The sequence below is a fragment of the Micromonospora sp. NPDC020750 genome (genome assembly GCF_044334565.1).
In the GTDB taxonomy this organism is placed as follows: Bacteria; Actinomycetota; Actinomycetes; order Mycobacteriales; family Micromonosporaceae; genus Micromonospora.
In genome coordinates, this window is sequence record NZ_JBIRTH010000001.1 from 658,696 (window position 1) to 664,965 (window position 6,270).

5 protein-coding genes and 1 pseudogene are annotated in these 6,270 nt (G+C 71.2%); 3 read left to right on the forward strand and 3 right to left on the reverse strand.

Annotated elements, in window-relative coordinates:
* Window positions 1–14 precede the first annotated feature (14 nt).
* Both ACH4T9_RS03125 and ACH4T9_RS03130 read left to right on the forward strand, forming a co-directional pair.
* Window positions 15–1,415: a lactate utilization protein B gene (locus ACH4T9_RS03125; protein WP_396669890.1), complete on the forward strand. Its 1,401-nt coding sequence runs from the start codon at window positions 15–17 to the stop codon at window positions 1,413–1,415.
* Window positions 1,412–2,017: a lactate utilization protein C gene (locus tag ACH4T9_RS03130; RefSeq protein WP_396669531.1), complete on the forward strand. Its 606-nt coding sequence runs from the start codon at window positions 1,412–1,414 to the stop codon at window positions 2,015–2,017. The genes ACH4T9_RS03125 and ACH4T9_RS03130 overlap by 4 nt, the downstream gene beginning before the upstream one ends.
* 49 nt (window positions 2,018–2,066) lie before the next feature.
* Here the strand turns inward: ACH4T9_RS03130 and ACH4T9_RS03135 are convergent, their stop codons facing one another.
* From ACH4T9_RS03135 to ACH4T9_RS03145, 3 genes and pseudogenes are all read right to left on the reverse strand, one after another.
* Window positions 2,067–2,894 carry a DUF72 domain-containing protein gene (locus ACH4T9_RS03135; protein WP_396669891.1) on the reverse strand — a complete coding sequence of 276 codons (828 nt, stop codon included), beginning with the start codon at window positions 2,892–2,894 and terminating at the stop codon, window positions 2,067–2,069.
* Between the two features lie 85 nt (window positions 2,895–2,979).
* A complete protein-coding gene (locus ACH4T9_RS03140) occupies window positions 2,980–4,017 on the reverse strand; it encodes an NB-ARC domain-containing protein (RefSeq protein ID WP_396669892.1) in 1,038 nt (345 codons plus the stop codon).
* A 51-nt stretch (window positions 4,018–4,068) separates the two neighbouring features.
* Window positions 4,069–4,227, reverse strand: a pseudogene (locus tag ACH4T9_RS03145) (helix-turn-helix transcriptional regulator); the annotation flags it as partial.
* Between the two features lie 174 nt (window positions 4,228–4,401).
* On the opposite strand from ACH4T9_RS03145, the gene ACH4T9_RS03150 reads away from it, so the two are divergent.
* Window positions 4,402–6,243 carry an ABC transporter ATP-binding protein gene (locus ACH4T9_RS03150; RefSeq protein WP_396669532.1) on the forward strand — a complete coding sequence of 614 codons (1,842 nt, stop codon included), beginning with the start codon at window positions 4,402–4,404 and terminating at the stop codon, window positions 6,241–6,243.
* Window positions 6,244–6,270 lie beyond the last annotated feature (27 nt).

The window sequence follows — 6,270 nt, forward strand, 5'->3', positions numbered from 1 at the left end:
GCACGTTCCTGGGCATGCCGGCGACGGCGCCGCGCGGGGTGGGACATCTGCGTGGCGACGAGCCGTTCCCCGCGGCGGCCCGGCGGGCGTTGGGTGACGCGCAGCTGCGCCGCAACCTGCGCCACGCCACCACCACCATCCGGGCCAAGTCGGGGGCGGTGATCGACGAGGTGCCGGACTGGGCGGAACTGCGCGCCGCCGGATCGGCGATCAAGGCCGACAGCATGGCCCGCCTGCCGGAGCTGCTCGAACAGTTGGAGGCGGCGGTCACCGCGGCCGGTGGCACCGTGCACTGGGCGGCCGACGCGGTCGAGGCGAACCGGATCGTGACCGAGTTGGTGGCCGCGACCGGCAGCGACCGGGTCATCAAGGTCAAATCGATGGCGACCCAGGAGATCGGCCTCAACGAGGCGCTGGAGGCGGCCGGGATCGAACCGGTGGAGACCGACCTGGCCGAGCTGATCGTGCAGCTCGGCCGGGACCGACCCAGCCACATCCTGGTGCCGGCGATCCACCGCAACCGGGCGGAGATCCGGGAGATCTTCCGGCGGGAGATGCCCGACGTCGACCCCGGGCTGACCAGCGAGCCGGCGGCCCTGGCCGCCGCCGCCCGCCGCTACCTGCGCCGGATCTTCCTGAGCACCCGGGTAGCCGTGTCCGGGGCGAACTTCGCCGTCGCCGAGACCGGCACCCTCGCGGTGGTCGAGTCCGAGGGCAACGGACGGATGTGTCTCACCCTCCCGGAGACCCTGATCACCGTGATGGGCATCGAGAAGGTCATCCCCCGGTGGGCGGACCTCGGGGTGTTCCTGCAACTGCTGCCGAGGGCGTCGACCGGGGAGCGGATGAACCCGTACACCTCGATGTGGACCGGGGTCACTCCCGGCGACGGGCCGCAGCAGGTGCACCTGGTGCTGCTGGACAACGGCCGCAGCGCGGTGCTCGCCGACGAGGTCGGCCGGCAGGCGCTGCACTGCATCCGCTGCTCCGCCTGCCTCAACGTCTGCCCGGTCTACGAGCGCACCGGGGGGCACGCCTACGGGTCGGTCTACCCGGGGCCGATCGGGGCGGTGCTGTCCCCCCAGCTGACCGGGGTCGCCGACAACGCCTCCCTGCCGTATGCCTCGTCGCTCTGCGGCGCCTGCTACGACGCTTGCCCCGTTATGATCAACATTCCGGAACTGCTGGTGCACCTGCGCGGCCAAGTCCCCCACCCGCGCGCCGAAGCGGCGGTGATGGCCGCGGCCGCGTACACGATGGACCACCCGGCGCTGTACGCGGCCGCGCAGCGGGCCGCGGGCCTGACCCGGGTCGCCGGCCGCGCCCTGCCCCCACCGCTGAACGGCTGGACCAGCAGCCGCGACCTGCCGCAGCCGCCATCGCAGACCTTCCGCCAGTGGTGGGCCGAGCGGTGAACTCACGCCAGCTTGTGCTCGGCCGGATCCGTGCCGCCCTCGGCGACACCCCGGCAACACCGGTCGATGTGCCACGCGAGTACCGGCCCGCCGGCTCCGCCGCCGACCTCGACCTGCTGGTCCACCGGCTGACCGACTACCGGGCCATCGTCCATCGGTGTGCCGGCGGCGAGGTCGCGCAGGTGATCGGCCGGATCCTCGGCGGCCGGCGCATCGTGATCCCGCCCGGACTGCCCCGCCACTGGCTGCCCGACAGTGTTGCCACGGTGATCGACGAGAACCTCACCGCGGAACAGATCGCCGCCGTTGACGGGGTCGTCACGGCGGCCGCCGTGGCCGTCGCCGAAACCGGCACCGTGGTCCTCGACGCCGACCCGGACCAGGGCCGCCGGATCATCAGCCTGCTGCCCGACGTGCACGTCTGCGTGTTGCGGGCCGATCAGGTCGTTGCCAGCGTGCCGGACGCCCTCGCCCGGGTCGCTCCGCACCGCCCGCTGACCTGGATCAGCGGGCCCTCCGCCACCAGTGACATCGAACTCAACCGGGTCGAGGGCGTCCACGGGCCCCGACAGCTGCACGTCGTGATACTTCCCCCCGCCTAGCGCGGGAGTCCACATTGCAGGGGGACGGGACTCACCTGCATCCTCGCTGTCAGAAGAGGGTCATCGGCTCGACCGGTATCGGCTGGGGCAGTGAATCCAGTTCGGGTACGCGGGCCCGTACGGCGTCGTGGAAGCGGCGGGCGAGCACGGGCGCCTCGGCGTTGTCCGGGGTGTGGACGAACATGGTGGGCGTGCGGCCCTCGCGCAGCCATCCGACGGTGACGTCGATCCACTGCTGCCAGCCCTCCACGGTCCGGGCGGAGTCGTCGCGGCCGAGATACCGGACGATCGGCCGGTCGGTCAGCGCGCGCGATCGGAGCGGCATGCGCGGCTTCCTGGTCCACGCCTCCCGTTCCGCGTCGCTGGTCGGAGGGCTCTGGAAGAACGCGGTGGTGTCGAACGGGATCCACTCGGCAGCCGCGGCGGCGAGCGCCTCCTCCAGGAGCGACGTCGAGCGCGGGTCGTCGAAGAACGCGGGGTGCCGGACCTCCACGGCGTACCGGTGGGAACTGGGGAGCCGGCGCAGAAAGCGGGCGAGCACGGCGACGTCAGCCGGGCCGAACGACCCCGGCAACTGGATCCACAGGGCGTGGGCCCGTGGGCCGAGCGGCTCGATCGCGTCCAGGAAGACCCGAAGCGCCCCGTCGACGTCGACGAGGCGTCGTTCGTGCGTGATGAGCTTCGGCAGCTTGAGCACGAAGCGGAAGTCGGGGTCGGTCTGCTGCGCCCACGAGGCCACGGTGTCCCTGGTCGGGGTCGCGTAGAAGGTCGTGTTCCCCTCGACGGCGTCGCACCAACCGGCGTAGTGCCGCAGGCGCTCGTGGGGCGGAAGTGGATGCGCCAGCAGGCGCCCCTGCCATGCCTTGTGGGTCCACATCGCGCAGCCCACGTGAAGACGCATCACCCTGCCCCCTTCCGGCCCGCCGTTGCCGGCGGGCGTCGACCGAACACGACCGGCGGGACTACGACGCCCGCAGCGCGGGGTAGGTCAGTTCTTCGCCGTAGGCACGCAGCAACTCGGGCAGTACGTAGTAGTCGGGGTGATCCTCGACCAGATGCAACCGCGTCAGCTCGCACACGAGTGGGTACACCTTGGTCGGAGAGACCAGGGCGAGGGCGGCAGCGCTCCTCGTCGTGAAGCGGCTCTCCGGGTGGCGGGCCAGCAGTCGGAACAACCGGGCGGCGTCCGGGGTGAGCGCCGCGTACGACCAGGAGAACACCGAACGGATGTTCGTCGCCGGATCACTGTCGGCGAGGACGTCCAGTCGCCGGCGCGCGTTGCGCAGCTGCACGGCGAGATAGTCGAGTGAGGTGCTGGGATGCCGGTTCGCGAAGGTGGCTGCGCCGGCCAGTGCCAGGGGCAGCCCCTCGCAGTGCCCGATGATCTCGTCGAGCGCCGGGTGGTCGGCACCCGCCCGTAGGGCACCGAGCCGGCGGGCGAGCAGTTCCCGGGCCTCGATCAGTGGCATGCGGGACAGCGTCAGCAGGTCGGCGCCGTCGGCGGTGCCCAGGCCGGAAAGCCGGTCCCGGCTGGTCACCAGGATCAGCGAGCCTGCCGACCCGGGCAGCAGGGGACGGACCTGCTGGGCATCGCGGGCGTTGTCCAACAGGATCAGCATCCGACGGTCGGCCATCAGGGTCCGGTACAGGCCGACCTGAGCGTCCAGGTTCGTCGGCATCTGGTGCGGCGGGAGATACAACGCCGCAAGGAGACTGTGGAGGGCCGCGCCGGTCGTCGACGGGCTGTGGTGCGGGTCGAACCCGCGCAGGTTGAGATAGATCTGGCCGTCGGGGAACCGGTGGCGCACCCGGTGGGCCCAGTGAACGGCCAGGGCGGTCTTGCCGATTCCGGCGCTGCCCACGATCGCCAGGGTGACCGTCGCGCCCTCTGTCGCGGTCAGCTGGGCATCGAGCAGCCGCATCGGCTCCGCCCGCCCGACGAACGAGGGGATGCCGGCCGGAAGCTGCGCCGGCACCGGGCCCGGCATCAAATCCGTCACTGTCCGTGTTGGAAGTGTCCGCGATTTTGTGATCAACCCCGCCGCTTCTTCGTCGCTGAGAGTAAGCGCGTCGGCCAGTTTGCGAAGTGTGCCTGTGTGCGGCTGCTGGATCCGGCCGGTTTCGAGACCGCGGATCGTGCCCACGCTCAACCGCGAGAGGCTGGCTAGTTCTTCCTGCGTAAGTAGGGCCCGTCTGCGTAGGGCGCGCACGAGGCCGGCGAGTGAGGCGGCTGACGCGGGCGCGTCGTGACTCGGATCCTCCGCCAAGGCCGTGCCCCCAACTTGATGACTTATTGACGGTTAGTTATCTGGATCTACCCGCATGCTCGGGAGAAAGTGTAGCCACTCTCCGTCGATTTTTAGGAAGGGGGCTCACGGATCCTCATGGCCTCAAACCCGCCCGCCGCCTCGGCTTTCCGGCAACTGCTCAGGTACGTGCGTCCTCACCGTCGGGTCCTGGCGGTCGGCACCGTGGTCAGCTCCGCCGGCGGCGCCGCAGCCCTGGCGACACCGCTGCTGGCCAGGGAATTCGTCGATCGGTTGGGCTCCGGGCGACCGATCCTCGGGCTGAGCCTCCTGCTCTGCGGGATCGTGCTCGCCGGTGCCGCCGTCGCCGCCGCCGGCCGGTACCTGATCGACCGGACCGCCGAGGAGATCGTCCGCGACGTCCGGTCCGGCCTGGTCACCCGGCTGCTGCGGCTGCGGGTCGGTGCGCTCAACACCACGCCCCCCGGCGACCTGATCTCCCGGGTCACCGCCGACACCACACTGCTCCGTCACGCGACCACCAACGACCTGGTGGACCTGGTGCTCGGGACGGTCGTCCTGCTCGGGATGGCCGGGTTCATGGCCTACCTGGACCCGGTCCTGTTCGGCGTGGTGGCCGCCGTGATGCTGTTGGTCGGCGGGGCCATCGCCCTGGTCATGCCGCGCCTGGGCGCGGCGAACCGGCGGGCGCAGGATGCCCTCGGCGACATCGGCGGCCAGTTGGAACGCGCTCTCGGCGCGTTGCGCACCATCAAGGCCAACGGTGCGGAGCGGCGCGAGGCCGGGGTGATGCACCGGGCGGTCGACACGGCCCGCGACGAGGGGATCACCGCCGCCCGGTGGAGCGCTATCGCCGGTTCCGCGTCCGGACTGGTCGTTCAGCTGTCCTTCCTCGCCGTTTTCGGGATCGGCGGTGCCCGGGTGGCCGACGGCAGCCTGCCGGTGTCGTCGCTGATCGCCTTCCTGATGTACCTGTTCTACCTGTACTCACCGATCAACCAGTTGGTGCAGGGGGTCAGCGGACTACAGGCAGGGATGGCCGCCGTGCGCCGCGTCGAGGAGGTCGAGGCGCTCTCCACCGAGCCGGACGACCGGGAGTCCACCGTCGGCGCCGGGCGAAGCGCCCCGGCCGTCGACATCGCTCCGGACGGCGCAGTCGGCCGGTACCCCGGCGACGGCCCGTCCGCCGAGGTCGCCGTCGCCTTCCGCGCGGTCCACTTCCGGTACGCCCCCGACGGGCCGGACATCCTGTCCGGAGTGGACTTCGAGGTGCCGGCGGGCGGGATGACCGCGCTGGTCGGCCCCTCCGGCGCCGGCAAGTCGACGGTGTTCGCGTTGCTGGAGCGCTTCCACGAGGCGGACTCCGGTGTGGTGGAGTTCGCCGGCCGCAACGTGTGTGACCTGTCCATCCCGCAGCTGCGCGCGGACCTGGGGTACGTGGAGCAGGACGCGCCCGTGCTGTCCGGGACCCTTCGGGAGAACCTCCTCTTCGCCGCGCCGGGCGCCTCCGCCGCCCAACTCGCCGAGGCCATGGAACAGACCCGGCTGAACGATCTCGTCAGTCGCCTCCCCGACGGCCTGGACACCCTGGTCGGGCATCGGGGGATGAACCTCTCCGGCGGGGAACGGCAACGCATCGCGATCGCCAGGGCCCTGTTGCGCCGTCCCCGGGTGCTGCTGTTGGACGAGGCGACCTCCGCCCTGGACGGGCTCAACGAGCTGAGCCTGCGCGACGCGATCGCCGAGGTGGCGCGGGTCAGCACCGTGCTGATCATCGCGCACCGACTCTCCACAGTGACCATGGCCCGGCAGATCCTGCTCCTCGACGATGGCCGGATCCGAGCCCGTGGCACCCACGCCGAGCTGATCGACTCCGACGACCTCTACCGAACCCTTGCGATGACGCAGCTGCTCGACGCGCAGTCCGGCGCGGTTCGACGCACGGCCACCGCCTCCTGATCCACTGCGCAACGAAGGATTGGCCAG